Below are 23,976 nucleotides of genomic sequence, written 5' to 3'. Positions count from 1 at the left end.
CGCCTAGCCCGCCACGTCGGTCCAGTCGGAGAAGCCCGACGGATGGTGCGGGCCGATGATGGCGTGCTCGAACAGCCCGACGCCCTTGCGGGCGGTCCCGTCGGCTTCGGTACACACCGCTGTACCGACGTGATCGATGAGACTGAACGCCGCCCTGGCCATCACTTCCGGATCGGTCAGGTCGAAGCTGACTCGTTCGGCGAACGGTCCGCCCTTCCAGGTGCCGTGCGACCATGACGAATCGCCACCGTAGCCGGAGCCAAAAGCGATGGGCGCGAACAGCTTAGACTCGACATCGAGCTGGATTCGATCTCCGGATCGGTTCATGAATTCGACGTGGGCACCGTGGGGGATCCGCGTTCCGGGGGTGTAGTGGATCGTCGCGCGCACACCGTCGAGCTGTTCAACCCTGCCGTCGCGCCAACGCCGCGTGCAGTCGTAGAGGCTGCGGTGGCCGTCGGGATCTTCCTGCAGGATCAGGAACAACTGGTAGTCGTCGAAGGCCAACGGCAGGTAGAGCCACCACATTCCCTGAAATGCGGTGTCAGGACGGCCTGCGGGTTCAGGCTCACCGACGGGTCGGATGCCCCAGGACCGGTCACGGCTTCCCACACTGGTGGTCTGGTCGACGGTCAACCGGTCACCGTCGACGTCGATCCAGCCCTGCCAACTGCCTACCTGGGCAAAACGGCACGCCTGCAACGTCACTCGTCGCTCAGTCAGCATTTCGTGCTGTCGCTCCAGGGCGGCAGGGAACAGTCCGCGCCAGGTCAGGTCGGCGGAGATACCTTCAGTTTCGGCCACCGTCAGGTGTAATTCCTGCAGTGGTTCGATGACGTCGAGACGGTAACCGTTGACGTTCTGGTGAAGACGGTCATCGTCGAGCGCGTCGCTGAAGTGCACGGCCGTCTGGGTGTCGCCGCGCCGGACCAGGAAGTAGGCGTCCTTCACGCCGAGACGCGGGTAGTAGCCAATTCCGGTGAGGGCCATGAAGCGGCCTTCCCGGTCGAGCACGTTGAAATACGACCGATCATAGAAATTGCGATCCGACGTGGCCGGTGACGAGACCGGGGCCGGGGCCTGATGGATCGGGTACTCGTCGAGCGGGCTCAGATTCACACATTTCTCCATCAGATACGATGCGCACTGTATTGGAACTACACTGGGACCATGACAGCAGATCAGCGCGGAGATGGCAAGGCGCCTGCGCGGTCGACGCCGGGGCGACCACGCGATGGCAGGATCGACGCCGCGATCATCGCGGCCACCCGTGAGCTGATTCTTCAGACGGGTTATTCCGCGTTGACGTTGTCCGCGATCGCCGCACGGGCCGGGACGACGACGGCCGCCATCTACCGGCGATGGTCAGGTAAGGCACAGCTCGTCCATGAGGCGGTGTTATCGGCCGAGGCGGTCGCCACGCCGGACGGTCCTACTGATATCCGTCAGGACATCCGGGCCTTGGTCGAGACCATCCGCGCGATGTTCGACAGACCGGAAGTGCGGGTGGCATTGCCGGGTTTGATCGCCGACACCGTCGCCGACCCCGACGTGCACAGCATGATGATCGGCCGTTTGGCCGGGAATCTGGCGGCGTTTGAATCCCACTTCGGTCAGGAACGCCGCGGTGACGACGAGCTACCGATGCTCGCTGAAGTGGTGGCGGGCACCGCGATTCTGCGGATCCTCATCCGCCAGGACGCAGCCCTTGATGATGCCTGGGTGAATGCAATGACCGAGATGATCACCGAGCGCTGGCCCGTTTGATGTCCTGCACGACGCGACATAGGCGCAGGGGGAGTGGCGCGGTCAGTTCATGGTGACGACGATCTTGTCTGCGGCGGCGGGGTCGGAAGCAAGGGTGAGTGCGTCATCGAGTTCTGCGAAGTCGATGGTATGGCTGATGATGAGGGCGTACTTCTGCCAATTGGCCACGAGATCCGCTGTGACAGCGAAGATTTCGGTCGGATACCCGATGGAGCCGACCAACGTGATCTCGTTGCTCATGACGCTGAGGAAGTCGACGGGGACCGGCTTTTTGTGGACCGCGACGACACCGAGTGTGGCACCCTTCTTGGCGACGGCAATGGCGGACTCGATGACTGCGGGGACACCGGCCGCGTCGAGGTAGATGTCGGTGTCAGCCTTTCCGGGAAACATGGCTTCCCCGGCTCCGTGGATGGCGACGATGCGCTGGGCGAAGTCCTCCTCGGCGGAGTTGATGACCGCGTCGGCGCCGACCTGCAGCGCCTTCTCGAGGCGAGATCCGATGACATCGGCGACGACGATCTGGTGCACACCAAGAGATCTGAACGCCAGGACGGCGCCAAGACCGATGGGGCCAGCACCGAAGATGAGCACTTTGGCGCCAGGTGTGGGGTTGCATCGGTTGACGGCGTGTAGTGCCACGGCCATGGGTTCGTTGAGGGCAGCGACTTCGAAGGGAATGTGCTCTGGGACGACTTCGAGGCCGACGCCGCGCTGAGCGTTGGCGATCAGCAGGTAGTCGGAGAGCCCGCCCTGGGCGCCGCCGTTGCCGATGATGTCGCCGGGCGTGGCCATCGGGTCGATGACGACATGATCGCCGACGGCGATGCCGGTGACCTCAGCACCCACCTCGGTGACCTCACCGGCAGCCTCGTGCCCGAGCGGCATGCATCCGTGGTGCGGGGGAAGACCGCCGATCGCGATGTAGAGCGAGTCCGAACCACAGATGCCACAGGCGCGGATCCGAACGAGCACGTCGCGCGGCCCGGTGCTGGGCCGCTCAGCATCCACCACGTCGATCTTTCCGGGTGCGGTGACTATTGCTCTCTTCATGACAGGCCCTTCTTGTGAGGTCGGCGGCTGCGAAAGTCGAGGGTGGTCAACGCGCTGCCTCCATGGCGGCGGCCGCGGCAAGCACGTGCGCGCTCACGGAGCGGACCTTTGACGCGGTGAGTTCGCCGAAGGGTGCGGCGGTGACCGACATGACGACAGCGCCGTCGGGATTGCGGATAGGCGCCGATACCGTGGCGATGGCGACGGTCGTGTGACTGTCGAGTTCGCCAGGCAGGAAGTCCACCACGGTCAGGTCAGCGAAGGCTTGCGCCAACCGGATCGTGATGGAGTCGGCGCCGGCGTGAGAGCCCATGGCACGCAGGGCCGAATAGACGCTCACGTATTCGGGGGTGAGTCGCTCCAGGACCACACCGCGGTCCCGCACTTCGGCCAGCACCTCAGACAGTCGAGCGCGTAGCGCACTGGATGGCTCACCGATTCCGTCGAGCCAGCGCTGCTGGGTGCTGACGTCGGCCCAGGCGACGAAGTCTCGGCCGAACGGAGCCACCAGCGGCATCCGAAATCCGGGCTGCAACGCCGGACCGCGCGACGCATCACCGGCGGCCTCAATCACCGCGATCATATCGGCTTCGCGCCGCGCAACGAATGTGGGAAGCCCAGTGGCAGTGTGTAACTCGCGCAGTAGGTGCTGAAAGGGACGCTCGCCGGCGTTGCGGGTCAGAGCCACGACGGCCGGCCCCAGCGAATACCCGTTGGTGTTCCCATCGCGAACCGCCCACCGATGCTCGGTCAGGGTGGCGAGGATCGCGTGACACGTCGGGCGGCTGATCTCCAGCGTGCGTGATATCTGGGTCAGCGTCATCGAGCCGGCGCTGTCCGCGGCCAAGAGCTCCACGATTTTGATCGCGCGTTCGGTCGGGGGAGAGGTCGCTTGACGGTCAACGTCATCACCGGTTACGGTCGCCTGCGTCATAATATCGAAGCCTACGTCGAATATTCGACGGCATGCAAGTCTCGACGGGAGACGTTCATGGATACCGGTGTCTTGGAGTTCGACGATCTGGCCGCACCACGGCTGACCGAGGTTCAGCGTCAGATCCTCGACTACACCGAGGCCCGACCGGTTGACCTCGACGTGGACCGCCTGCTCAGCGAGGCGGTTGTTCTGGCCGGCGCTGACGATCTCGGCGACCCCGGCGTCACCCAACGGCTGCTCGCCTATGTGCGGGCGATCGAGGGCGACGAGGGGCTGACGCAGCTGAGCAGGGGCACGCTGCGAGCCCGAGTGGTGCGACTGCTGCGCAATCGGCTGTCCCTGGCGGCGCTGATCAAGCGCTATCCCGAGATCGAGGCGATCGAGATCGAGAAGCCGTTCATCGTGGTCGGGATGCCACGTTCGGGCACAACACATCTGGTGAACTTGCTGGCCGCCGATACCCGTCGTCGGGCCCTGCCTTACTGGGAGAGTCAGGAACCGCTGCCACTGCCGGGACGGGGACCCGACGTGTTCGGCGTCGATCCGCGTTACAGCGCGGCCAAGGCCGAGCATGACGCCATGATGATGAGCACCCCCCATGTGGCGGCGATGCACGATCGCTTCCCTGAGGCCATCGAGGAAGAGGTCGAGATTCTCGACCTGGACTTCGCGGCCTACGTTCTGGAATGGCACGCCCGCGTGCCTGGGTGGCGCGACTTCTACCTCCAGCTCGACCAGACGGTGCACTACGCCTATATGAAAAGGGTGTTGCAGGCCTTGACGTTTCTGCGGGGGCCGCGGACCTGGGTGCTGAAGTCGCCGCAGCACTGCGAACAGCTCGGGCCACTCATGGCGACATTTCCCGATGCGGCCGTGGCCTTTACTCACCGCGACCCGGTGGCGGTCATCCAATCTGCGATCACGATGATGGCCTATGCAGATCGGTTGCGGCGCAAGACCGTAGATCCCGAATGGTTGGTCGAGTACTGGGCCGACCGGGTGCACCGGCTGTTGAGCGCGTGTGTGCGCGATCGGGAACTCGTTTCGCCTGACCGCAGTATCGACATCAGTTTTCATAACCTCAACGGACACGAACTCGACCTGATCGAGCAGCTGTACGCCAAGGGTGGGGTGGACCTGACGGCGCCGGCGCGCACGGCCCTGCAGGCGTACCTGGACGCCAACCCGCGCGGCAAGCACGGCTCGATTCGATACGACCTGCAGGGCCAATTCGGCGTCAGTCCGGACGAACTACGGTCCCGGTTCGGCTTCTACTTTGATCGCTTCGACGTCCGCCCCGAACACGCCAGCAGAAACTAGGAGACGACGATGAACGCCACCTCACCCACCGGCTTCGAACCCGTCTACCGCAGCCGGCCGGGCGCCGACGCCCTCGCTCCCGCGACCGCACCCCGAGCCGTCGAAGTCGCGCCCGGCATCTGGGAATCTCCAGGCCTGTCCAACACCTACCTGCTGACCACCTCCGACGGGCGGGTGATCGTCAACACCGGCATGGGCTTCGAAAGCCCGGTCCACCGAGCCAATTTCGACGCCGTCGACACCTCACCGACGCGCTACATCATCCTCACCCAGGGCCACTACGACCACGTTGGTGGCGTGGACGTCATGCGGGACCCGGACACGCAGATCGTCGGCCAGGCCAACTGGCGCCAATGGCGCGACGACAACGAACGACTGGCCGTCTACCGATCCCACAAGAGCGCCTTCGCCTTCTCGGACACCCTCACCGCGGGCATCAAGGCCATTCAACGCCGCTTCCCGGGCCGACTGCCGGCGCAGGCCAGCCCCGACATCGACCTCGAAGTCGAGGACACCCGCGCCCTTACCGTGGGCGGTCGCCGCATCGAGTTGTATGCCACACCCGGTGGAGAAACCACCGACTCGCTGGTCGTCTGGCTGCCCGAACAGTCGATCTGCCTCTGCGGCAACGTCTTCGGCCCGATCTTCGGTCACATCCCCAACTTGGTGACCATGCGTGGAGACCGCTACCGGGACGCACTGACCGCGATCTCCTCAATCGAACGGGTCCGTGACCTGCGTCCGGAAGTACTCATCACCGGGCACTTCGATGCAATCGCCGGCGCGGACCGGATCCATGCCGAACTCACCCGGCTGCGCGACGCTGTCGCCTATATTCACGACGAAACCGTTGCCGGCATGAATGCCGGCAAAGACGTTCAGACCCTGATGCGCGACATCTCGTTGCCACCGCACCTCGAGGTCGGGCAAGGCTACGGCAAGGTCGCCTGGGACGTCAGGGCGATCTGGGAGAACTACACCGGTTGGTTCCACCACCGCTCCACCAGTGAGCTGTACCCACTCAGCCCCGCCGACGTTGCCACCGACGTGGTCGAACTGGCCGGTGCCGACGCTTTGCTCGCGAGTGCGCAGGACCACCTCGCCGCGGGCCGCGCGGTACGTGCGATTGCCCTGGCTGACAACGTGATTGCGGTAGACCCCGACCACGCACAGGCCCGAGCGCTCCTGTGCGCCGCCCATGAGACCCTGCTCGCCGAGGCCACCAACTTCTGGGAACGCGCGTGGCTGACCAAACAGATCGAGGCATACCGATGACCGCTCGTGTCACTTTCGATTTCACCGGCACCAACGTGCTCATTACCGGCGGCACCAGTGGCATCGGGTTGGCCACCGCGACGCTGTTCCGCGACGCCGGGGCCACCGTGGTCGTGACCGGAACCCGATCCGCGGCAGGGGAGTACGACGTCGACCTCTCCGGCATGCGATACCACCGGCTGGCGTTGAGCGACGAGCAGTCCGTCGACGACCTCGCGGCCACCATCACCGAGCTGGACGTGCTGATCAACAACGGCGGCGCGAACTTTCCGAATGGACTCGACGAGTCCAAGCCCGACGGATTTGCGTTATCGGTGGCCATGAACCTGACGGGAACCTATCGGCTCACCGTCGGGCTACGGCGGGTGTTGGCATCCTCGAAAATGCCTGGCGGAGCCAGCGTCGTGAATGTGGCGTCGATGTCGGCGCTGCGCGCAGTGCCGCTGGTGCCGGGATATTCGGCGGCGAAGGCGGGGATCATCAATGTCACCCGCAACCTCGCCGTCACGTGGGCGCCCCAGGGGATCCGGGTCAATGCGATCGCGCCAGGAACCATCGACACGCCGATGATGGCGCCGGCCAAGACGGTGCCCGACATCATCTCGGCCGAACTTGCGCACATCCCGCTCGGACGGCTGGGCACCGTGGACGAAGTCGCACCGACCATCGCCTTCCTGTGCACCGAGCAGAGCGCCTACACCAGTGGCGCGGTCTTCGTCGTCGACGCCGCATCCGATTGCGTTTAACACAGAGAAACGGACTTTCACCGATGGCCCTGCCGCTCAACGCTTCTGACCTCTACCACACCGGGATCATCGTCTCGGACCTGGAAACTGAGATGGCACGCCTGGGCGAGATGGCCGGCTACCGCTGGACCAGACCCATGAGCAACGACGTGACCGTACGCATCGGATCAGACGTCCGGCGCGTCGAGATGTCGTTCGTCTACTCGTTGCAAGCACCGCACATCGAGTTGATCCAGGCCGTGCCCGGCACACCGTGGGTGAGTGCGCCCGGGAACGCCGTGCACCACTTGGGTTACTTCACCGATTCCTTCACCGAAACTGCAGATGCGCTGCACAATTGCGGCTTTCGGCTTGAAGTCACGGCAGACTCGCCGTCGTCGCAGCCCTCGCTGTTTGCCTACTTCGTCGATCCGGCCGGTGTCCGCATCGAGATCGTCGATCGCGCCGTCGTCGGCGACTGGGCGGCGTTCCTACAGCTACTCAGCAATTAGGGAGCCCGGCAATGGCACTGGCAGTACTGCGCTTCAACTTCGCCTCGCCCGGAGGCGATCCGAAGGTTCGAGGCACGATGATCTCCACGGCATTGGAACTCGCCGAATGGGGCGATACCCGGGGCGTCTCGGTGGTGAGCGTCGATGAGCATCATGTGACCGGGCACGGCTGGAGTTGCAACCCGATCATGGCGGCGTCGATGTTCCTGGCACGGACCAGGACCATGATCGCCAGCGTGGACTGCGCGTTGGGGCCCCTGTGGAATCCGGTCCGCCTCGCCGAGGACATCGCCCTGGTCGACGCCGCCAGTGGCGGCCGACTACACACCACACTGGGGCTAGGCTATCGCCGCGTCGAATACGACACTCTCGGTGTCGATTTCGACCGCCGCGGTGACCTCATGGACGAGCTGCTCGAAACGATGCTGCGCGTGTGGGATGGCGGCGCCTCGGATGGCTGTGTGACCAGGACTCGCCCGCACCCCCCGCTCTACGTCGGAGGCGCGGTACGTGCCACAGCCCGGCGTGCGGCGCGATTCGGACTGCCCTTGAGTCTTCCGGATCACCGGCCGGACTTGGCGGCCTACTACACCGAGCTTTGCAGGTCGGCTGGGGTGCGGCCGTTGGTCATCATGCCGCCGCCGGTGGTGCGGGGGATGATCTACCTGCACCCCGATCCAGACCAAGCCTGGGCCGACTACGGTGAGCACATCCTGTGGGAAGCAGTCACCTACGGACAGTGGGCTGACGGCGCGACCCGATCGCATATGCACCTGCCCGGCGTACAAACCCTCGAAGAGGTGCGAGCCTCCGGCCGGTATCGTGTGATGACGCCTGAGCAGCTCGTCGACGAAGTCCGTCAGACACCGAATTTCGGGCCAATTGTGCTGCATCCCTTGGTCGGCGGGATGCCCGTCGAACATGCCTGGCAATCCGTACAACTGCTCACCGATGTGGTGCTGCCGGCACTGGCTTAGATCGAAACGATCAGATCTGCACGAAAAGCACTGCGCGGAGAGGCCCGCGTGATCGGACATATCGTCACAGTGACGATATGTCAGTGGGCGCAGAGTTGAGGGGAGTGCGCGGAAAGCTTTGCGCCACTGACTGTTCCGTCCGGATCAAGCCGTGCACCGCCGCCGGCGCGGCCGGCAGCGAAACGTCATCGGCACGCGGAACACGAGGGGCCGAAGCCAGGAAGCTCCTCAGCAGCCATCGCAGAATCAGTCTCACCTAAATGGCCAATAACCCAGCAGGACATAGCCATTCGTCACAGTGACGTTTTGTGGTGGCCCGACAGCAGTGGATGGGGCCGCCGTGGAATCAATGGGCAGACCGACAAAGTGGTTCATCGAGAGACCTACGGCTCACCGGACCACGCGACTTGCGGTTGGCAGCGAAGAGGATGACGGAGTTGCTTGCGGCAATGGCGCGCACCTGCGCAAAAGAAGCGTGGTCGGCGTCGTGGTCGATGAAGGGTCAGTGCAGGTCAGTGCTGTCCGATCCTGGATATGTTGAGAGCGCGGTAAACCTGTGAGCTGCAAGCTCTCAAGTAGTCGCGGAAAGTATTCAGCGGCGCCGTCCAGAATTCGGTGAGAGTGTCGGCGCAAATGCAGGAAGACATGAGACTGCAGGACCCTCCAACGACTGACCGCACGGGAATCGTCTGGTCCCAATCGCCGTTGCGCACAGCTGTACTTGTCGGCGCAGTCCATCATCAATTTCGACACGGGACTGCCCCCAGTTTGGTTGACTCCTGACCTGTGAGGATTCGTCCTTGCTGGAAGGATCAATTCCGTGCCGAAAGCATTTCCCGCCGAGTTCCGCGCTGACGTGATCGCTGTAGCCCGCAAGGGTGAGGCGCCGCTACGTCAGATCGCGAAGGACTTCGGCATCTCCGAGGCCTGCCTGCATCGCTGGCTCAAGATCGCCGACCGCGAAGACGGTATCGACCGAAAAGGAGCAACCGCGGCCGCGGGTGACGTCTCTGCCGAGCTGCGTGAAGCGCGCAAACGGATCAAGCTCCTCGAGCAAGAAGCCGAGATCATGCGCCGTGCCGTCGGCTACTTGTCGCGGGACGTCAACCCAAAATGATGTACCCGCTGGTCCTTGATCTTGCCGCAGACGGTGTCCCCGTCACGGTGACCTGCCGGGTTCTTGGCTTCTCTACCCAAGCGTTCTACAAGTGGCGCAAAGCCCCTGTGACACAACGCGACTTGGACGATGCACATCTCATCAACGCCGCCCTCGACATCCACGCCGACGACCCCACCTTCGGCTACCGCTTCATCGCCGATGAACTCCCCGCACTCGGGATCATCGCCGGCGAGAACAGAGTGGCTCGACTGTGCTCGCAAGAACGCATCTGGTCGGTCTTCGCCAAGAAGCGCGGACTGAACAGGAAGGCCGGGCCACCCGTGCACGACGACCTCGTTGGCCGCCAATTCTCTGCCCAGACCGCCAACGAGATCTGGTTAACCGACATCACCGAGCACCGCACCGATGAAGGCAAGCTCTACCTCTGCGCCATCAAGGACGTGTACTCCAACAGAATCGTCGGCTACTCGATCGACTCGCGGATGAAGGCGTCGCTGGCCGTGGCCGCCCTGCGTCACGCCGTCGGCGTCCGCTCGCCCGTCGCTACGATCGTGCATTCCGACCGCGGCAGCCAATTCCGGTCACGGAAATTCGTGTACATGCTGTCGCACAACGGGTTACGAGGCTCCATGGGCCGCGTCGGGGCATGTGGAGATAACGCCGCCATGGAGTCTTTCTTCGCACTATTGCAACGTAACGTCCTCGACCGGCAACGGTGGTCCACCCGAGCCGAACTGCGACTGGCGATCGTCACCTGGATCGAGCGCACCTACCACCGACGCCGCCGCCAACGCGCCCTTGGCAAGCTCACCCCGATAGAGTTCGAACTGCTCCACACCCCAGCCGCAACCGCGGCCTGAAATTCACACCCCGCGAGTCAACTGAACTCGGGGCAGTCCCTACGTTCTTGGGCACCGCTTTCAGCACACGTGCTAATGAGTGCGCCATCGACTGGTCCTCGATCGCGGGTAGCGCGAGGAAATAGTCGACAAAGACTCGACGAGCTTCCACTGATGCTGATGTACTCCCCATAAGCGCTTCGAGGGTCTGGAGCACGTAATGGTGGACTAGGAACGTGGGCCGGACCCGTTTCGCGTAACGCCGCTGATCCACGAGGATCTCGACGCATCCGCGAATGAAGTTGTCAATCCGACCTTCGTCAAGCACCTCCACGCCCGCAGCGATCAGTTCTAGATCGGATCTTCCAGTGCTATGCGTCGACTTTCGCAGGTCAACGGATGCGCACGCCGTCTGCACCGCCTCCTCAGGTCCGCCCATCAAGAGTCTTTGGACACAACTCTTAACACTGTCGACGTCGCCAGCGAGCCTTAAGTTGGTCAGCAAGCCTGCGCAAGCTTCAGCAGACAGGCCGCCGGCCGAGTGAGCCTGAAAGACGAACTGAGCGAGCTGCGAGTACTCCGTGCGCCAGGCGCCGTGGTCTCCGGCGAATCCGCTCAACAGGGTCGCCGTCCTCAGTTGTCGCCACGTGTCGCCCAGGTGTTTGGGAGACTCAGCGCTCTCCGAGGCCCACAATGCGAACCTGTCATCAAGGAACATTTCCAGACCTGTAGCGATCGTCTGGTTTCGCCACCAGCCCGCGGCAGTGTCGTTGCCCGACAGGAAGTTTGAACTTGGCACGCTCCAGTTGCTCGCACGTAAAAGGATGCCTGCGGCGCTTGCCGCGATCGCCATCGCGGTCGGATCGTCGGCTGCGGCCGCCTGAATGCGCTGAACATGGATCGCTAACTCCCGCGCCTTCTTGTACTTGCCTAGCTCGAGAAGGCACCGCGCTTGCTGCACCTCTATCCATGCGAAGTTAACAGGGTCGAGGCTCGTTGCGCTCGATAGTGCGCCAGCAGAAAGGGCCAGCGCTTCACGGATTCTGCCCGATTCAATTAACGTCGCAGCGCCAATTGCGCTGGCGGCCGCGTGCTGCGCTGTGCTTGGTTCCGCCGCGTCCACCAGCGGCGTGAATACATCGGGGTCGCCGTTGTGCACGTAACTGTGCAGGGCGCCGTACAGGTTCCACTCCCAATCGTCGGAGGCCATTGCTTCCTGTGCGGACAGAAACCGCGGCGGGTCGATTCCCGGGAGATGCTCGGCGAGATCGCGAGAACCATCCAGCTCCATCAGTCGATGCTGGACCAGCATCGCGATCGCTTCAGGGGGGTTCTCATCGTTGTCGACCCGTGGCTGGTGACGCTTGGCCATGAGCCGGGGAGTCAACAGTGCGTACCGAATACGGTCCTCGGGCCCGAGTGCGGCAGTGTCTGTCCAGATGGACCCCTCCCATGTGCTCTTCGTTCCCCGTTGACTGATGGCGACGTCCAGAAGTCGCTGCGCATTGGAAGCATTGATCTGCTGATTCTTCGGTACAAGGATCTTCGTTCCGGCTTTGGTCCGGATGATCGCATCTTTTGTGACGTGCACCCAGTACGACTTGCCCGACTTCAGATCATGCAGTACGACGATGTGCGGAATCGTGTGCTTTATCCAGTCATCGAAGTGGTCATCGCGCGACGACTCGCGATACCACCATCCAACGACCTTGCCATCTTCGCGTTTTGGCTCTTTGAAGTATTTGGACGTCGCCGATTTCGACTCGCTCGTTTTGACCTGTGCGCCTACGAGCAAACCGAGGTCGAAACGGCGGTCGTCACGAGCCATGAGCCACAGGTCTGTTCCAAGATCGTGGTACGGGTTTGGCGCAACGCCCCAATTCATTCTTTCGAACTGTGCGGTCACTCTACTTTGTCCCGTGGTGCCAAACGTCTCTTGGACGCTTGCTTGCTTAGGCATGCTTCACCTTGCCCCCTGGCAGTCTCTACGCGGGTTCATGGGAACCAACTTTCGTGGTCGGAATCAATTCGTACAGCTGATTCTGCGCTGCAGCACTTCGCGTTTCGATACCTGCGGCCGTTACGTAGCGCTGCGATGTCGTCATCGACTCGTGGCCGAGGAGCTTCATGAGGGTATAGACGCTGACGTTCGACGTGGCGAGTTCAGTGGCATAGGTGTGACGCAGGCCGTGTACCAAGGCGCCCGGCACCGGGCGCGCATCCGGTCCGGCGCGCTTGAAGGCGCGCTTGATGCGAGATTGCAGAGTGCCGCGCGTGATTCGTTCTCCATCTCGACCGACGAATAGCGGTGCGGAAGATGGCCACCCTGACAGGGGCGTGCTTCTCGACGTAGATGAGCGTTTCTTCCCCTGAGGGAACCGGCCGGCACGACTGTCCATATACGTGTCGATCACCGCCAGCAGTGCCGCCTCAATCGGGACACTTCGTTCTTTGCCGCCTTTGCCTTTCACGTTGATTACTGCAGAGCCGTCGTCGAGCGTCCGCACGTCTCCCACGTCCACCAGTCGGAGTTCTTCCGCCCGCAGTCCAGCGAGAAGTGCAGTGAGAATGAGAGCGAGATCCCTTTCTTCCCAATCTGTTCGGCGAGTATCGGATTCCTGCGCGACAGCAGAGAGCAGCGCTTCCACCGCGGTCCGGGGGAGAGCCTTCGGCAGCGGCTTCTTCAACTTCGGGCGCCCAACGAGCTGCATAGGGTTGGCCGCCAACAGTTCGTTGGTATAGAGGAAGGTGCACAACACATTCCATGTGGACCAGCAGCGCCGGATCGACGCGGCTTCGTGATCGGCGGCAAATGCCGCGAATGCTGCACGCATCGAATCGCGAGTTATGTCAGCTGGACTGAGCTGGATTGGTTCACCGTCTGCGAGCAGTTTGGCGATGGCGATAAAGTCTTGCCGATAGGCCTTCATCGTGTGCGCCGAGGGTTTACTGGCCTGCCGGTGGTCCGAGAACTGCTGGAACCACTCGGGGATCTCGCAGTCAGCACCCGCCGGCGCGGAGGCGGCCTGGCGCGCGTCTTCGGCGACGGAGAGTCCGGGATCTGTCTCGTTCGACACTGCATCAGGCTTCCAGATGAATGATGGATAATCAACGTTATCCACATTATTGTTATCTGCACGGCTGTGGGCTGGACGAATGGGAGACACTGCACCGCGGTGGTAACGTCACTGTGACGAATTGAGCTTAGGGCGCAGGGTTTCGAGGTCGCGAGTGTCCGCCGGTGTCAGGTAGTTCTGGACCGTCAATCGTCCGGTCCGGCGCTCTCAGGTATTCGGAGATTCAGGCTCGGCGCCATGGGTTCGCCAGCCGAATAAGCGCAGGTGCATGGGCGGAGGCCTAGGCGGGTGGCGCTGTCAGATAGTTCTGGAACGCAGGCGAGAAGTCGGACAGCTCTCAGGTTTTCCCGGATTACTCTCAACTAGTTCCGGATCGGACAAGTGCGCATAGAACCGTTCCCGGCGTTGTTTTCCCACGTAGATATTGTGCCGATAAGCCACATTATGTCAACTAGAGTACGTGGTATTGCGCTGCGGACCAACGATTCTCGCCTATCGCTTGTCCGGTCTCGTTCGAGTTGGCGGATTTCTCAATCGACCTGACGGTCATCGGATTGCGGCCAAGTCTCATCGGCGCTTGGCTTACCGGCCGCAACCGCCGCAGCGCAACACGCGGTATTCGGTGCCCACGGCTACTGGCGATGAGCCGTGCAATTGCGGCCCATCGCCTTCGCGTCATATAGCGCCCGGTCGGCCGCATCCATCAGCTCAGGCAAAGAGACTGGCGCCGTCGCAGTTGCGACGCCAAAGCTCGCGGTCAGCCACGTGCTAGTGCTGCCATACGAAATGGACGTCGCCGCGAGCCGGGCACGCACGGACTCCGCGAAGGCATACGCCTCCCTTATGCTGGCATTTGGTGCGAGTACCGCGAACTCCTCGCCCCCGACGCGACCGGTCACTTGGCCGATATCCGGTGCAGTGCGAAGTAACTCGCTGAAGGTTGTCAGCGCAAAATCCCCACCAGCGTGCCCTAGCTCGTCATTGACCTCTTTGAAGAAGTCCAGATCCGCCAGGATCAGCGCGCCTGAGGAGGCACTACGCAGGATGTTCTCAGCTCGTTGGGTAAAACCGCGCCGGTTGAGTAGACCAGTGAGGTCGTCGCGGTCCCGTTCGAAACGAAGGTCGCCCACTATGTCGACCGCGATCGCAGCGAGGAGAGCCACCAAGGCCATCGGCAAAATGACCGCGCTCACACCAGTAATCCCGATCACGACAGGGGATTTCGCAAACTGGTCGATCGCAGCGTCGGTGGTGAGTTCACGTGGCAGGTCCGAGAACAGAGCAAGGACGACGTTTCCGAACATGCCGGTCGACAGCAGCACTATGGCGATAACTACGAGCAGGTCGGAGGGTCGCCGCCGATACGCCGTCCACACGCGTGCTGTCGTCAATGACAGCAACAGGCCGAGGCAAAGGTTCTGAGTGATGATGCGCCCAGTTACCATCGGCGCCACATACGCGAAGCACCACACCCCGGCGGCCAGTACGACGACGACTACGATCGCGGTGACGCAGCCGAGCTGCTTACCGTATTGGCGCAGCAGTCCGTCGGCGAGCAACACGAACCCGATCGGGAGCAAGATTCCGTGTATCGACGACAGAAGCGCTACGTCACCATTAAACGACAGCACCCAATTCGAGGCGAAGCAACACAGGATCGATGCCGCGTACAACAAGGCATGAACGCGACTTCGATCGATCGCCCAGAGCACGACAAACGCGAGTCCGATGCCAATAAGGGTGAACGATCCGAAGTCGATCACAGCGAGCAACCCCTGGCTCATCGCAGCCCCACAGGAAGCGGTCCTGAGCAGTTCACATTCCGCGCCCTCCCCCGTTCGCAACCGGCCGACGGGTAGCCTGCGAAGGAGACGTCCGGGGCCGGGGCATGCTTCACACGCACGAAGGTAGCCTGTTGGGCCGTCTCGGCACGGTTGCAGGCGAACCCCGGTGGCCCACGTGAAGTGCACGGTCGACCCCGGTGTTACCTCACGGGTAGGTTCCTCCCCGCCTGGCTTGGGGTTTCCTGGCCGTCCGACTGTGCCCGCCGTCTGCGCCGACCAGGTAGCGTTCGCTGGCTCCCACGGGCCGTCCGGTCCCTCTACCTGAGCGGTGACCGAGCCGTCGTGCTGCGTGAAGCCGGTGAGGCGGTGCCCCCACCGTAGGTCGATCCCGCGCTCGCCCGCTTCTCGCGCCAAGTGCTGGGTCAGCTCGGCCTGCGGAGCGGAGAATACGGCGAAATCGAATATGGCGGGTTACCGGTAGCGTACTGCATATTCTATTGTTGCCCAACGTTTTTCGGCACCGCGCAGTCGAGTAGCGTCGCGTCTACTGGTGATGAGGATGGGTGACCGACCGGAGCTCAAGTCGCGGGATTCCTGCGAAGTCGGATGGGTTACAGGTGTAGAGCGGCAACGCATGCGCGATCGCGCTGGCTGCGATGAGCGCGTCATACGCGCGTGCCGCGGGCTTACGCCCCGATGCGCGCAGTGCCGCCGCGACGGCGCCAAATGCCCGTGCGCAATCACCATCGAACGGAAGAACATCGAAGTCCGCCTCGGCCTGCTGCAGGTGCTGCTGACGGGCGCTGCGCTCGGTATCGTCGCGCGCTACGTGCGGACCTACGGAAAGCTCGGCGAGCGTTATCGCGCTAATCGCCGATTCATCGGGAAGCTCGGAGGGGTCGGATATCTGGCCGAGAAGGATCACCGTCGAGGTGTCCAGCATCCCCTGGCTCGAAGCTTCTGTCACGGCGACGGGTCGATCAGATTGTCGATGTCGCGCCGGAGCGCATCGGGGCTCACCTGCGGAAGATTCTTGCGGCGACGAATGAGTTCGGCCGGGCCGGCGCTAGATCGGGGCAGAGGGCGGAGCTCAGCCACCGGCGCACCGTCGCGAGTAACGACGATGCGTTCGCCGTGCTCGACGCGACGCAGGACTTCTCCCCCGTTGTTCCGAAGATCGCGCACCGTCACCGTGTCCATGCGGCCAAGTGTATCACCGGTGAGACGCTGGTACGAGAGGCGTAGCTGCTCAACCCGCGCGAATATGCAGGAATCGAATATGCAGCGTTACCAGTAAAGTACGCCGTTTTCATCTGGTGAATCAGGAACACTTTGAGCGGCCCTCCCTCACCCGCACGGGCCAGCTGACGTCGTCGACGCCGAGGCCCTATGTGAGGAGGCTTGTGCCGCACCAGTTCTGTTGGCTGAGATGGTCGAGCATGGCCGTCTCCGCCGAACCCGGATTGCGCCGCACGCCGACGAGAACGGGCTCGGTCAGGGCGGGTAGTAGTGGGCAGGCTAGTTCTTCGAAGCCTTCAGGAATAGCCGACGCCGGGACCACTGTGACGCCCAATCCCTGCGCCACGAGCCGCACAGCAGTGGAGATCTGTGACGCTCGGGCCACCGTGTGCGGGCTGAGGCCCGCAGTGGCCAGCAGCCGGGCGAGATAGTCGTCGAGCAGGCTGGTGCGCCGGAACCGGATCCACCCCTCTGACGCCAGATCTTCAAGGCGCAGAGCGGCACCGTCGGAATGGCACGGGTGCCCCTTCGGCAAGACGGCGACGTAGGCTTCCTCACCCAGCGGATGAGTGTCGAAGGAACATCCGACGGGGATGCGGTGCACAAGGACCATGTCCAGTGCTCCCTGGCGCAGCAATCGTTCCATGTCCGCGGGATCGGGCTCCTCGTGGAGAGTCACTTGCAGCTTCGGATGGCGATTGCGGAGCTGCCCCAAAGCCTGGGGTAATTGGCGTGCACCGAGACCCATGTGGACGGCGATGACGAGTTCGCCTGACAGTTCCCCGTTGGCGGCGCGGGCGGCAGCGATGGCGCGCCGGGAGGCGGTTGTCGCGATCGTCGCCTCCGCGAGGAAGGCCCGCCCGGCCACCGTCACCGTCACCCCGCTCGGGGTGCGCGTGAACAGCTGCACCCCGAGGTGCTTCTCCAAGGTGCCGATCTGCTGCGACAGCGACGGCTGGGTGACCCGCAGACGTTCTGCTGCGGCTGTCATGGACCCCTCCTCGGCGACGGTGAGTGCGTATTCGTATTGGCGCAGGTTCATACGCATCCACCTTCGTCTGCCATAGGAAATGTCAATGCAGAGCATACGTTGCCACTATTTGCCTCTATGTCAGGTCGCTCCTACGGTGGTGAAGACGCGGCGTAGCGCCGAAGCAGGACAGCCATGGGAGGGGCAGCCGGGTCCTGCCCTCTGAGGGGCTGAGCACGACCGAGCACGCCCAATCGTGAACTACAGAAACAGAATTGATGGGAAAGCACATGAGTCGACCAATACGCATCGGAGTGCAACTATGGCCCGGCGGGACGCCGGACTATCGGACGTGGCGCAACGCGGTGATCCATGCCGAAGTCTTGGGTGTCGACATCATCTTCGGTTACGACCACTTCCATGCGCCGGCGGCCAGCGGTGTCACCGGCGGCCTGCCCGTACTCGACGAGGTGCAACCCGACGTGAACAATTTCGAAGGATGGACCGCGCTGGCCACCTGGGGCGAAATCACCCAGCGCCCCGACATAGGGACTCTGGTGACCGGAATCGCCTACCGCAACCCCGATCTGCTCGCCGACATGGCCCGCACCGTGGACCACATCAGTGGCGGCCGACTGATCCTGGGCATCGGAGCCGGCTGGTATGAGAAGGACTACACGACCTACGGATATGACTTCGGCACGGTGAAGTCGCGGTTTGATCTGCTCGACGCCGGGTTGGAACGCATCGCAGCGCGACTAACGATGCTTCAACCCGCCCCGCTACGCAAGATTCCAATTCTGATCGGCGGCGCCGGCCCCAAACGCGCACTGCCCGCCGTTGCCAGGCACGCCGACATCTGGCACACCAACTTGCAAACTGTAGAAGAATTCCGCGACGCCGCCGCCCGGGTCGACGACCTCGCCGCCGAGATGGGCCGCAAAAGCTCGGCCATTGAGCGTTCGGTGCGATGGCATGGCGCCGATAACGCCGATGCGTTTCGGCGCGCCGGCGTCACCACCTTCACCACCGAGATTCACCCCACTATCGATGGTTACGACTTCGCCGTTGTCGAACAAATGCTGGCCTGGCGCGATACACAGCAGTGACAAGGACCGGTGTGTTCGGCGAGCACATCCGGTTGCGCCCTCGGGTGAACTCCATCCTGGGGAACAACAACGTGATGGTTTTCTGTATTGCGATCTCACCGAGATTGGCCACGAAGAGTCACCAAAGGTTTCGACGCCATCGAAATCGTCGTCGCTCAGCTGAGCCATTCCATCCTTGGTCAAGACCTCGCGCCTTCAGAACTCCCACGCTGCTGCGCTCTCAGGTGCTCGCACTCGTTTACGAGTCGGTGCACCGCGGCGAGATCGAGGAACGGACGGGCAGGAAGGTTCTCGACAGCATCCGTGGGCTGCGGATCCGGCTCCTCGGCGACCGATCACTGCAGGATCACGCATGGCGAATAGCCACCAAACTGAACTGGCCGGACACTTACCCAGCCGAGTACATCGCACTGAACCAACTGCAAGCGGACGCGCCGGCCACCGTGGACACGAAACTTGCCGCAGCGGCACGCGCGTTCGTCGAAACGGTGTCCCCGGACGACATCCTGCGTTCGTCGAGTTAAGTCTGCAGATCCCCCGGCATCGTTCCGCTACGAAACCGCGACGTGGTACTCGGCGCGTTTCATCGAGCAAGGCCGAGGAATGCCATCATTCCCCGCTCGACCTGAACGAGTTGCTCGGCTGTCAGCCGGCCAACCCGGGTGTGGACGTTCGACCTTCGGACCGTCGTGAGCTTGTCGATCATCACGTCACTATCGTGGTCGAGTCCCGAAAGTCGCCCATCTCCGCCGCCAACAACGCGAATGCGCATCAGCGGAGCATCCAGCAGCGTGCCGGTCATCGGCGCTACGGTGACCGAATTCGTGGCATCGAAGAGGTCATCCTGAACGATTACCGCCGGGCGCGGCTTCGCCGCGTAAACACCTCCGGCCACGGTCCAGATTTCCCCTCGATTCACTCCTCGTCCCACCGCGCCGAGATCGCCTCAATGAAGTCTTGGTCGTCACTGTTGGCTTCCGCCCTCGCCACCAGTGAGGCTTGCCTGTGCGCCTCGGCCGCGAAGGTCTCGGTCCGCACGTCAGGCACCCATACCTGCAGCGGCCTGAGGCCACGCTCACGCATCCGTCGTCGGTACTCGCCGACCCTGTCCCTCACCGCCATGGAGCAATGTTACATGTAACGCTTAGTTTAAGGCGCTGGATCGTCAGGCAGGGGTCCGAACTGCCTGGCGGCGTGACACTTCCGTTCGCGTCGTAGGCTCACGGCGTGCACAACGAGACCCTGGCCAGCGCCGCGTCGACGGCGACGCTGACGCTGGGCCTGGCTGCCTATGCAGCGTTGATCTTCGCCGGCATCGCGGTGGCGATCTACGACGCACGCCGGCACCGACGGGGCCGGGCGATCGCCGCCGCGGTGATGGTCGGGGTGCTGACCCTGGGTGGGCTGGTTATGGCGATCGTCAGCAGTGTTGCGTGAACCGTCGCAACGCGGCCTGACACGTCATCCGAGCCGCCGAGTGCGCCACCGCGACAGGTCCGTGTCCAGCACCGCAGGATCGCGCTCGGGAAACACCTCTCCGGTGATCTCCAGGTGCCGAATGCGGTCGAGGTGAAATCCGCGGATGCCTTTGCGCAGCCGACACCATCCCACGAACATCCACGAATCACCTCCGCGCAACAGGCCCATCGCCTCCACGTCACGGGTGGTGTGGGTCTCGCCGTCCTCAGAGGTGTAATCCAGCCGTATGACGCGGCGCGCGGCGATCGCCTCGGGAATCAGCGAGATCGCCGCCTCAGACGACGCCTGGGCGTCGATGACGAACATCGACGCCAACGCCTCGTCGACTGGCGCTAGCTGATCCTCGCGGCTGATCGCGAGGACCTTGGCCCGCGCCCGACGCGCCGCCGCACCGTACGGCGAGTTCTCCAACAAACCAAGCCCCGCGAGGACCGCCAACGACTCCGGCACCGAGAGATTCAGCGGCGGCAGTGAGTGTTCCCGCAGGATCGAGTACCCGCCGGACACTCCGTGGTCGGCGTAGATCGGGACCCCCGCAAGCTGGAGGGACTGAATGTCGCGTTCGATCGTGCGCTTCGACACCTCGAACTCCTCCGAGAGCCGAGCGGCTGACAACGGCCGGCGTGATCCGCGCAGCAGATCGACCAGCGCGTACAACCGCTCGGCTCTCCTCATGAGTGTGAGTCTCCCCCGGTCTCAGGTGAGGTGCGCGCGCGTCCCATTCACCGACCACACTTCGCGGATCAGTCCATCGTCGGTGAAGTCGAAGACATCGATCCCGCCCACCGCAAGATCCCCGACCTGCATGTTCCACAGCATCCGCCCGTGCGCGCCGTCCACAGCCCGCGTGACCTCGGTGAAGACCACATCCGGATGACGCTCGCGAAACACATCCAGGAACCCAGCGAAACTCTGCGCGCCCAGCACGTCGTCGCCCGGGTTCGACCCATCGGCATCGGAGTTCAGGAAATGAACCCGGAAATCGTTGCTACAGATCCGACGTGCGATCTCACTGTCGGAGTTCCACATCTCCAACCACACCGCCAGCGCCGCATCCGAAGCAGTTGCATTTCTATCCACCATGTTTGCGTTCTCGTTCATGACACCAGCTTCAGACACTGGCGCGACAACGGTGTGTCGGTGTTCTGCGCGCCATGTCGGGGGCTACGTGGTGACCACCATCTCGTTTCCGCTCGTGGCCCAAGAGGCGTTGAAGGTGCTGATGCTGACCTGCTCATCGGCGCCGTCGTCGCCACCGCTGTCGTTGAGGTGCACGATCCCGTTATCGGTGTCGACGCCGGTAACCACCAGCGCGTGGTCGGACTCGGTGCGGTCACCTTCGGTATCCCAGATCAACTCGGCGTTGAGGTTCACAATGACGGCGCCGTCGTTGGCCAATACATGCTCGATGGAACCGAGGCTGGCGTTCTCGATGAATTTTGAGCTGACACCGTAGTGACCAAGCACGACCGGCAGATCCGCGAAGACGGTGCCGCCATCTGGGTCGCCGTCGAACTTGTCGAAGCGGAAGATCATGTCTCCGGGCCGGGATACGCTGCGAGTGTCCTTGGCGTAGTTGACGATCTCGTCTTCGGCTGGCTCGTTCCCGGTCATCTGGCCGATCACGTCAGCAGCGGCCATGATCGCGCAATCGTTGTATGCCTGCGCGATCTGCCATCCGGCCATTCCGTCGGGATCCCCGTAGGTCTCGGCATGCGCGACACCGGAAAGACCGATGGCAGCACCACCGATAAGGCCGACGGTGACAACGTTGCGGGCGAAGGTCTTGTTCATGATGTCTTTCCTCTCTGGGCCGGGAATCGGCTGCGTTGAGAAAAGGATCGCTGAGCGCCCTTGTCGGATTCTTGATGGAATCTCGGCGTGCGATTGGCTCCGCCGAGGAACAGACCGCGGTTGCCCTACCCTGACGCGGACGGACTCAAGGGCGGGTTATCCGCTGGAGGCATGAAGCTCGGTCGCTAACGTCTTCTGGCTGGCCCACGACGCCAACAGGGCCAGATTGTCAGCGGCCGGCGATCCCGCAGGTGCGGTGTAGACATTTAACTGCAGGCCAGGTTCGGTGGGCAGATCCATGGACTCGAAATTCAGGTCAAGCCGGCCCACCACCGGATGGTTCACGCTCTTGCTCCCGTATCCCTTCATTCGGACGTCCTGAGATGCCCACTGCTGCCGGAACAGCTCACTGCACGTTGACAATTCGCTCACCAAGGCGATGAGTTCCTCGTCGTGGGGATTTCGCCCCAGTTCCATACGCAACATCGCGGCCGCATTTCGCGCCGTCTGGCCGTAGTCGACGAAGAACGTCTCGGCTTCGCTGAGATTCATGTAGACGAACCGGGCGGTGTTGGCGGGCCGTCGCGGGTCGGCCAGCACCGGTGAATACAACGCCCGGCCAAGGTGATTCATCGCGAGTACGTCGTAGCGCCCATTACGGATCAACGCCGGCGCACCGGTAATAGCGTCGAGCACATCTTGCAGCGCCGGCCGCACCGTCGCGGGAGTCTTGCGGTGTCGTCGACCACCGCGCGCCGCAGACTGGCGTGCGAGATGGAACAGATGATCGCGCTCGGCTTCGTTGAGTTGTAAGGCCGTGGCCAGCGCGTCGAGCACGCCCTCTGAGGTGCCAGCCAGGCCGCCGCGCTCAATGCGCACGTAGTACTCGACCGAGACCCCAGCGAGTAGCGCTACCTCTTCTCGACGTAGACCCTTGACCCGACGATTCCCACCGTAGGCGGGCAGTCCGGCCATTTCAGGCGCGATACGGGCGCGACGCGACCTCAGAAACTCTCGGATCTCGGTGCGCAGATCAAGCGTGGCGGCCATCCACTCACCGTAGGCCCGCACGGCAAGCGAAGGGAGGTACCGCCAATACCCTGGAGCATCACGCGGTCGTGGCAATCCCTCCGTCGACGGGGACGATCGTGCCGGTAAGGTACGCGCCCGCCCGGCTGGCGAGAAACACGGCGACGCCCGCCATGTCGTCGTCGCGGCCAATTCGGCGCAGCGGGGCCGATGCCGCGATCGCCTCGCCGAGCTCGTCGAGGGTTGCTGCCATCATCGTCGACGGGAACGGTCCCGGCGCGACCGCGTTCACCGTGATGTGTTGCGGGCCCAGTTCCTTGGCGAGCACTCTGGTGAGTTGATGCAGCGCAGCCTTGCTGCTGGAGTAGGAGTAGTTGGGCCGGTTGGGAATGTGGATGGCGGCGATGCTCCCGATGTTGATGATCCGCGCGGGATCGTCGGCGGTACCCGCGCTGCGAAGTGCCGGCAGCAGCGCCTGGACCAGCCAAAACGGCGCCTTCAGGTTGAGGTCGATGACCGTGTCCCAGGCTGCGTCCGGGAACGTCGCCAACGGCTCGTCCCACATTGCGCCCGCATTGTTGACGAGGATGTCGAGACGCCCCGAGTCGCCCGTGACGAGGTGAGCGAGGCGCTCACACTCATCGTGGCGGGTCAGGTCGGCGGGGACCGCCCAGACGTCGCCGAATTCGGACAGCTGTTCCTGTGCCTGAGCGCACGCTTGAGCGTTGCGTGAGCTGATGACGACGCGCGCGCCCGCCTGCAAGAGCCCGCGCCCGATCATCATCCCGATGCCCCTGGTGCCACCGGTGACGAGCGCGCGCTTACCACTGAGATCGAAAAGTTCTGTATGGGTAGCGAATTGGCCGTTTACCACATGTCGCCTCTCGTGTTGGTCGGACTGGACCAAGGTAGGCGGTATTCCCGACGCCAAGGAGATCCCCGTGATACAGGTACTGTCAGGGTCACCATT

26 protein-coding genes are annotated in these 23,976 nt (G+C 63.2%); 10 read left to right on the top strand and 16 right to left on the bottom strand.

The genetic code is table 11. The features are described from left to right. Positions 1-3 precede the first annotated feature (3 nt). Complete coding sequence (locus ADBZ9O_RS19275; protein ID WP_526524553.1) at positions 4-1,131, bottom strand: Rv3169 family protein; 1,128 nt, start codon at positions 1,129-1,131, stop codon at positions 4-6. A 39-nt stretch (positions 1,132-1,170) separates the two neighbouring features. Here ADBZ9O_RS19275 and ADBZ9O_RS19270 point away from each other — a divergent pair, with 39 nt between their 5' ends. Next, positions 1,171-1,767, top strand: coding sequence for a TetR family transcriptional regulator (locus ADBZ9O_RS19270; RefSeq protein ID WP_526524552.1), 597 nt, complete (start codon positions 1,171-1,173; stop codon positions 1,765-1,767). Between the two features lie 42 nt (positions 1,768-1,809). Here the strand turns inward: ADBZ9O_RS19270 and ADBZ9O_RS19265 are convergent, their stop codons facing one another. Both ADBZ9O_RS19265 and ADBZ9O_RS19260 read right to left on the bottom strand, forming a co-directional pair. Further along, positions 1,810-2,820 (bottom strand): zinc-dependent alcohol dehydrogenase, encoded by a 1,011-nt coding sequence (locus ADBZ9O_RS19265; RefSeq protein WP_526524551.1) that lies wholly within the window; start codon positions 2,818-2,820, stop codon positions 1,810-1,812. 46 nt (positions 2,821-2,866) lie between these two features. Then, entirely contained in the window at positions 2,867-3,754 is an 888-nt protein-coding gene (locus ADBZ9O_RS19260) for a helix-turn-helix domain-containing protein (protein ID WP_526524550.1), read from the bottom strand. Between the two features lie 57 nt (positions 3,755-3,811). Here ADBZ9O_RS19260 and ADBZ9O_RS19255 point away from each other — a divergent pair, with 57 nt between their 5' ends. The 6 genes from ADBZ9O_RS19255 (at position 3,812) to ADBZ9O_RS19230 (ending at position 10,546) form a co-directional block, all read left to right on the top strand. Next, entirely contained in the window at positions 3,812-5,077 is a 1,266-nt protein-coding gene (locus ADBZ9O_RS19255) for a sulfotransferase (protein WP_526524549.1), read from the top strand. 9 nt (positions 5,078-5,086) lie between these two features. Next, positions 5,087-6,352 carry an alkyl sulfatase dimerization domain-containing protein gene (locus tag ADBZ9O_RS19250; RefSeq protein WP_526524548.1) on the top strand — a complete coding sequence of 422 codons (1,266 nt, stop codon included), beginning with the start codon at positions 5,087-5,089 and terminating at the stop codon, positions 6,350-6,352. Then, complete coding sequence (locus ADBZ9O_RS19245; protein WP_526524547.1) at positions 6,349-7,098, top strand: SDR family NAD(P)-dependent oxidoreductase; 750 nt, start codon at positions 6,349-6,351, stop codon at positions 7,096-7,098. The genes ADBZ9O_RS19250 and ADBZ9O_RS19245 overlap by 4 nt, the downstream gene beginning before the upstream one ends. Positions 7,099-7,121: 23 nt before the next feature. Further along, positions 7,122-7,589, top strand: a complete 468-nt coding sequence (locus ADBZ9O_RS19240) for a VOC family protein (RefSeq protein ID WP_526524546.1) — start codon at positions 7,122-7,124, stop codon at positions 7,587-7,589. Between the two features lie 11 nt (positions 7,590-7,600). Then, the gene (locus ADBZ9O_RS19235) at positions 7,601-8,566 is read left to right on the top strand and encodes an LLM class flavin-dependent oxidoreductase (RefSeq protein WP_526524545.1); all 966 of its coding nucleotides are present in this window, start codon (positions 7,601-7,603) and stop codon (positions 8,564-8,566) included. 820 nt (positions 8,567-9,386) lie between these two features. Further along, a protein-coding gene (locus ADBZ9O_RS19230) for an IS3 family transposase (protein WP_526523762.1) occupies positions 9,387-10,546 on the top strand; the annotation gives its coding sequence in 2 pieces (ribosomal slippage) (positions 9,387-9,678 and positions 9,678-10,546; 1,161 coding nt in all). On the opposite strand, the gene ADBZ9O_RS19225 is transcribed toward ADBZ9O_RS19230, so the two are convergent. From ADBZ9O_RS19225 to ADBZ9O_RS19200, 6 genes are all read right to left on the bottom strand, one after another. Next, positions 10,494-12,431 (bottom strand): DUF4365 domain-containing protein, encoded by a 1,938-nt coding sequence (locus ADBZ9O_RS19225; protein WP_526524544.1) that lies wholly within the window; start codon positions 12,429-12,431, stop codon positions 10,494-10,496. The two genes, ADBZ9O_RS19230 and ADBZ9O_RS19225, sit on opposite strands and share 53 nt — an antisense overlap. A 79-nt stretch (positions 12,432-12,510) precedes the next feature. After that, a complete protein-coding gene (locus ADBZ9O_RS19220; protein WP_526524543.1) occupies positions 12,511-13,602 on the bottom strand; it encodes a site-specific integrase in 1,092 nt (363 codons plus the stop codon). A gap of 632 nt (positions 13,603-14,234) precedes the next feature. Next, complete coding sequence (locus ADBZ9O_RS19215) at positions 14,235-15,386, bottom strand: GGDEF domain-containing protein (protein ID WP_526524542.1); 1,152 nt, start codon at positions 15,384-15,386, stop codon at positions 14,235-14,237. Positions 15,387-15,930: 544 nt separating this feature from the next. Then, positions 15,931-16,329 carry a type II toxin-antitoxin system VapC family toxin gene (locus tag ADBZ9O_RS19210; RefSeq protein ID WP_167159810.1) on the bottom strand — a complete coding sequence of 133 codons (399 nt, stop codon included), beginning with the start codon at positions 16,327-16,329 and terminating at the stop codon, positions 15,931-15,933. 20 nt (positions 16,330-16,349) lie between these two features. Then, entirely contained in the window at positions 16,350-16,586 is a 237-nt protein-coding gene (locus ADBZ9O_RS19205; protein ID WP_526524541.1) for a type II toxin-antitoxin system Phd/YefM family antitoxin, read from the bottom strand. Positions 16,587-16,773: 187 nt separating this feature from the next. Continuing rightward, complete coding sequence (locus ADBZ9O_RS19200) at positions 16,774-17,667, bottom strand: LysR family transcriptional regulator (protein WP_526524540.1); 894 nt, start codon at positions 17,665-17,667, stop codon at positions 16,774-16,776. A gap of 218 nt (positions 17,668-17,885) precedes the next feature. Here ADBZ9O_RS19200 and ADBZ9O_RS19195 point away from each other — a divergent pair, with 218 nt between their 5' ends. Beyond that, the gene (locus tag ADBZ9O_RS19195) at positions 17,886-18,704 is read left to right on the top strand and encodes an LLM class F420-dependent oxidoreductase (RefSeq protein ID WP_526524539.1); all 819 of its coding nucleotides are present in this window, start codon (positions 17,886-17,888) and stop codon (positions 18,702-18,704) included. A 224-nt stretch (positions 18,705-18,928) separates the two neighbouring features. Next, complete coding sequence (locus tag ADBZ9O_RS19190) at positions 18,929-19,228, top strand: hypothetical protein (protein ID WP_526524538.1); 300 nt, start codon at positions 18,929-18,931, stop codon at positions 19,226-19,228. A 59-nt stretch (positions 19,229-19,287) separates the two neighbouring features. On the opposite strand, the gene ADBZ9O_RS19185 is transcribed toward ADBZ9O_RS19190, so the two are convergent. Continuing rightward, entirely contained in the window at positions 19,288-19,623 is a 336-nt protein-coding gene (locus tag ADBZ9O_RS19185) for a type II toxin-antitoxin system PemK/MazF family toxin (protein ID WP_526524537.1), read from the bottom strand. Next, entirely contained in the window at positions 19,620-19,826 is a 207-nt protein-coding gene (locus tag ADBZ9O_RS19180) for an antitoxin MazE-like protein (protein WP_526524536.1), read from the bottom strand. The genes ADBZ9O_RS19185 and ADBZ9O_RS19180 overlap by 4 nt, the downstream gene beginning before the upstream one ends. Before the next feature lie 105 nt (positions 19,827-19,931). Between ADBZ9O_RS19180 and ADBZ9O_RS19175 the strand changes: the two genes are divergently transcribed. Then, the gene (locus ADBZ9O_RS19175; RefSeq protein WP_526524535.1) at positions 19,932-20,141 is read left to right on the top strand and encodes a hypothetical protein; all 210 of its coding nucleotides are present in this window, start codon (positions 19,932-19,934) and stop codon (positions 20,139-20,141) included. Between the two features lie 24 nt (positions 20,142-20,165). Here ADBZ9O_RS19175 and ADBZ9O_RS19170 read toward each other — a convergent pair whose 3' ends face one another. The 5 genes from ADBZ9O_RS19170 to ADBZ9O_RS19150 all read right to left on the bottom strand — a co-directional run bounded on the left by ADBZ9O_RS19170 (position 20,166) and on the right by ADBZ9O_RS19150 (position 23,880). Continuing rightward, positions 20,166-20,858, bottom strand: coding sequence for a helix-turn-helix transcriptional regulator (locus ADBZ9O_RS19170; protein ID WP_526524534.1), 693 nt, complete (start codon positions 20,856-20,858; stop codon positions 20,166-20,168). A gap of 21 nt (positions 20,859-20,879) precedes the next feature. Beyond that, complete coding sequence (locus tag ADBZ9O_RS19165) at positions 20,880-21,284, bottom strand: nuclear transport factor 2 family protein (protein ID WP_526524533.1); 405 nt, start codon at positions 21,282-21,284, stop codon at positions 20,880-20,882. Between the two features lie 63 nt (positions 21,285-21,347). Beyond that, entirely contained in the window at positions 21,348-21,977 is a 630-nt protein-coding gene (locus tag ADBZ9O_RS19160; RefSeq protein WP_526524532.1) for a C39 family peptidase, read from the bottom strand. A 156-nt stretch (positions 21,978-22,133) separates the two neighbouring features. Further along, positions 22,134-23,027: a helix-turn-helix domain-containing protein gene (locus ADBZ9O_RS19155; protein ID WP_526524531.1), complete on the bottom strand. Its 894-nt coding sequence runs from the start codon at positions 23,025-23,027 to the stop codon at positions 22,134-22,136. A gap of 58 nt (positions 23,028-23,085) precedes the next feature. Further along, on the bottom strand, positions 23,086-23,880 hold the full coding sequence (locus tag ADBZ9O_RS19150; protein WP_526524530.1) for an SDR family oxidoreductase: 795 nt from the start codon (positions 23,878-23,880) through the stop codon (positions 23,086-23,088). Positions 23,881-23,976: the final 96 nt, after the last annotated feature.

It is taken from the genome of Mycobacterium sp., from assembly GCF_965229105.1.
Taxonomy (GTDB): Bacteria; Actinomycetota; Actinomycetes; order Mycobacteriales; family Mycobacteriaceae; genus Mycobacterium.
Note: the sequence above shows the minus strand (reverse complement) of the source record. Positions and strands in the feature narration are given on the sequence as shown.

Bases quoted from the DNA above. Each gene is read 5' to 3' on its own strand.
- ADBZ9O_RS19170 (WP_526524534.1), bottom strand. From the start codon at position 20,858: ATGAGGAGAGCCGAGCGGTTGTACGCGCTGGTCGATCTGCTGCGCGGA.
- ADBZ9O_RS19240 (WP_526524546.1), top strand. From the start codon at position 7,122: ATGGCCCTGCCGCTCAACGCTTCTGACCTCTACCACACCGGGATCATC.
- ADBZ9O_RS19215 (WP_526524542.1), bottom strand. From the start codon at position 15,386: ATGAGCCAGGGGTTGCTCGCTGTGATCGACTTCGGATCGTTCACCCTT.
- ADBZ9O_RS19260 (WP_526524550.1), bottom strand. From the start codon at position 3,754: ATGACGCAGGCGACCGTAACCGGTGATGACGTTGACCGTCAAGCGACC.
- ADBZ9O_RS19160 (WP_526524532.1), bottom strand. From the start codon at position 21,977: ATGAACAAGACCTTCGCCCGCAACGTTGTCACCGTCGGCCTTATCGGT.
- ADBZ9O_RS19210 (WP_167159810.1), bottom strand. From the start codon at position 16,329: ATGCTGGACACCTCGACGGTGATCCTTCTCGGCCAGATATCCGACCCC.
- ADBZ9O_RS19270 (WP_526524552.1), top strand. From the start codon at position 1,171: ATGACAGCAGATCAGCGCGGAGATGGCAAGGCGCCTGCGCGGTCGACG.
- ADBZ9O_RS19255 (WP_526524549.1), top strand. From the start codon at position 3,812: ATGGATACCGGTGTCTTGGAGTTCGACGATCTGGCCGCACCACGGCTG.
- ADBZ9O_RS19235 (WP_526524545.1), top strand. From the start codon at position 7,601: ATGGCACTGGCAGTACTGCGCTTCAACTTCGCCTCGCCCGGAGGCGAT.
- ADBZ9O_RS19275 (WP_526524553.1), bottom strand. From the start codon at position 1,131: ATGGAGAAATGTGTGAATCTGAGCCCGCTCGACGAGTACCCGATCCAT.
- ADBZ9O_RS19155 (WP_526524531.1), bottom strand. From the start codon at position 23,027: ATGGCCGCCACGCTTGATCTGCGCACCGAGATCCGAGAGTTTCTGAGG.
- ADBZ9O_RS19195 (WP_526524539.1), top strand. From the start codon at position 17,886: ATGAGTCGACCAATACGCATCGGAGTGCAACTATGGCCCGGCGGGACG.
- ADBZ9O_RS19180 (WP_526524536.1), bottom strand. From the start codon at position 19,826: ATGGCGGTGAGGGACAGGGTCGGCGAGTACCGACGACGGATGCGTGAG.
- ADBZ9O_RS19165 (WP_526524533.1), bottom strand. From the start codon at position 21,284: ATGAACGAGAACGCAAACATGGTGGATAGAAATGCAACTGCTTCGGAT.
- ADBZ9O_RS19250 (WP_526524548.1), top strand. From the start codon at position 5,087: ATGAACGCCACCTCACCCACCGGCTTCGAACCCGTCTACCGCAGCCGG.
- ADBZ9O_RS19265 (WP_526524551.1), bottom strand. From the start codon at position 2,820: ATGAAGAGAGCAATAGTCACCGCACCCGGAAAGATCGACGTGGTGGAT.
- ADBZ9O_RS19245 (WP_526524547.1), top strand. From the start codon at position 6,349: ATGACCGCTCGTGTCACTTTCGATTTCACCGGCACCAACGTGCTCATT.
- ADBZ9O_RS19205 (WP_526524541.1), bottom strand. From the start codon at position 16,586: ATGGACACGGTGACGGTGCGCGATCTTCGGAACAACGGGGGAGAAGTC.
- ADBZ9O_RS19200 (WP_526524540.1), bottom strand. From the start codon at position 17,667: ATGAACCTGCGCCAATACGAATACGCACTCACCGTCGCCGAGGAGGGG.